The sequence below is a fragment of the Vibrio sp. 10N.222.46.A1 genome, from assembly GCF_041473595.1.
In the GTDB taxonomy this organism is placed as follows: Bacteria; Pseudomonadota; Gammaproteobacteria; order Enterobacterales; family Vibrionaceae; genus Vibrio; species Vibrio tasmaniensis_A.
Genome location: NZ_JBFRSN010001505.1, coordinates 1 through 2,213, shown reverse-complemented (window position 1 = coordinate 2,213; position 2,213 = coordinate 1). Strand labels below are relative to the sequence as shown.

Here is a 2,213-nt window from a genome sequence, read left to right as displayed (position 1 = left end):
TACTACGATTGGTATTATTATACCTTTGAGCTATTTGCTTCGAGAGCGAACTTTACTCTATGAACAGGCGAGTGAGGGCCTTCAATGGTGCATTTTTAGTATTTGAGTTTTATATTTATGGGCTGTGGCGACTGTTTATGGGCTATGACGATTATTCAATTATTTCTGTCACTTACGGTTGTAGCTACTCGTTGCTATCCGTAATATGAAAATTAGCTTAAGGATAGAAATAGACAGTAAGGAATCACTTTGGAAATACAAATTAGACATCTTGAAACCACAGACAACCAAGACATTTTTGATATTTATCGTCATTCATCAGTATCAGAAAATACCTCACAAAAACCTTTCCTTAGCTCTGATCAAGTGGAGCGATTGTTTGGTCATTCAGACCATTTCACTTTAGTCGCAGAAGTGTCAGGTAAAGTCGTTGGGCACATTACCTTATTCATGACGACTAAGGTGAGAGACCGACATAGTGCTGGCTTAGGGATTGCGATTCACCCTGATGCACACGGCAAAGGGGTTGGGAAGGCATTAATGAAAGAAGCGATTAATCAGACTGATAATTGGCTTAATCTGGTCCGTCTGGAGCTAGAGGTTCATGCCGATAACAACGCTGCCATTGCTTTGTATGAACGAGTAGGTTTTCAGTTAGAAGGCACTAAAAGGCTGAGTACATTCAAAGGCGGGAAATACATTGATATGTTGTTGATGTCGAGGATTAGACCTGATTATCGTTGATTGTTAGACCTATAACGTCCTATTTAGATGAAATCAAAGAAGCTGGCAGTGTGCCAGCTTCTTTGGTTTGAACGAGATATTTTATAGACTTGTTCGTAATCGAATCTACTTGTTCACGTAATCTTTGAATTTCTGCTTCGTTTCAGCATCGGCTTTTTCGTACCAAAAATACAACATTTCTTCAGCTGTGTTAGCCGCATTTCCATCAATTTTTGCTGGAAGTGTTACAGGTTGAACAACCGCCGCTGTTGCGCCTGCTGTTGTACCTATAGCTAGTGCAGCAATGCCGCCTTGCTGGTTGTATTCTTTTGCTTCTTGAGGGTATTTACGTCCAATTTGCATACCGTCTTTAACTAGCTTGTCTTGCTTAACGCTGATTTCATTCTGGTTCTCGTCAACAAGGCTCCACTCTAAGTTTTTAAACCCAGATTTTGCTTCTGCTGTGTTGCGGTATTTTGGCAGGTCGAAAGTCAGTGTGGTATCAGTCGCATCGAATGTTGCGATAACAGCGTCGCTGTCTACGAATTCACGATCGTTACCTTTATCAAATGCAAGTTGATATTGGAATACGATTTGGTTTTGGCCATCTGGTAACGTCAGTGTTTTATGAGAAGAGAATAAGCCGCCGTCTAAGTCAGGCTTAGCTTCGTTAACCGCAAGAATATCAACACTGGATGGAACTTGGATTTCAACGTCAGCTAATACTGAAGGTGCAGCAACGATAGCTGAGAGTAGGGCAATGCTTTGGGTTGTCTTCATAATCATACAGTTGTTAGGGTGAGTTAAAATACAATCGCACGCATATCTCTGTATTTCAAGTGATGTCCGTGGGATTTGAAAAAATTTGCGTAATCTTAACGTAACGGTCATAAACGAGGCGAGCTACAAGGCTATGCGAGTAAATGTATGCGGATAACCTTGTTCGTCACTCGTTTGTTAAAGGCTTATGTGGGACAGTTTTCATTGTTGATATACTGAAAAGCCGTGATAGCGCTTGAGCTATCACGGCTTGGTTTCACTTTCCTAGGGCTGGTTAAGCTTTAGCTAATTATTTAGCTTGCGCTGCTGCCGCTTCTAGTTGCTTAAGTTTACCTTGAAGCATGTAAGCATTCTGGTTGAAGTTACCAGGGTTCAACACTTGGCTTTGCTGCATAGGGTAGTCAGGTAGCGTGTTCATGAACTCTTGTACTTTGCCGCCTACAGGTACGAATAGCCACATGTTGTCTGCCATCCAACGTAAGTACATGCCCGATTCGTGTGGTGCTTTTTCGAATGGATCAGCACGTAGGTGAACGACTTGAGGCCAGTTTGGTTGGAAACGCACGGCATCAACAATGTTACCGTCCATAACAGCGAATGAAATCTTGAAGTCATTCCAACGTACCGCATTTAGTTCAGCGTTAGCAGAGAAGTAAAGCATGCTGTCACGAGGGCCTTTCTCTTCTTTACCTTGGAAGTAAGGTAGGAAG

General features: G+C 42.1%; 2 protein-coding genes and 1 pseudogene. 1 reads left to right on the top strand and 2 read right to left on the bottom strand.

The window, feature by feature from the left end:
- The first annotated feature begins 249 nt into the window (after nucleotides 1–249).
- Entirely contained in the window at nucleotides 250–744 is a 495-nt protein-coding gene (locus AB4496_RS27695; RefSeq protein WP_102257625.1) for a GNAT family N-acetyltransferase, read from the top strand.
- Between the two features lie 105 nt (nucleotides 745–849).
- On the opposite strand, the gene AB4496_RS27690 is transcribed toward AB4496_RS27695, so the two are convergent.
- On the bottom strand, nucleotides 850–1,503 hold the full coding sequence (locus AB4496_RS27690) for a DUF2057 family protein (RefSeq protein ID WP_032555007.1): 654 nt from the start codon (nucleotides 1,501–1,503) through the stop codon (nucleotides 850–852).
- 289 nt (nucleotides 1,504–1,792) lie between these two features.
- Nucleotides 1,793–2,213 (bottom strand): annotated as a pseudogene (locus AB4496_RS27685) (arylsulfatase); the annotation flags it as partial.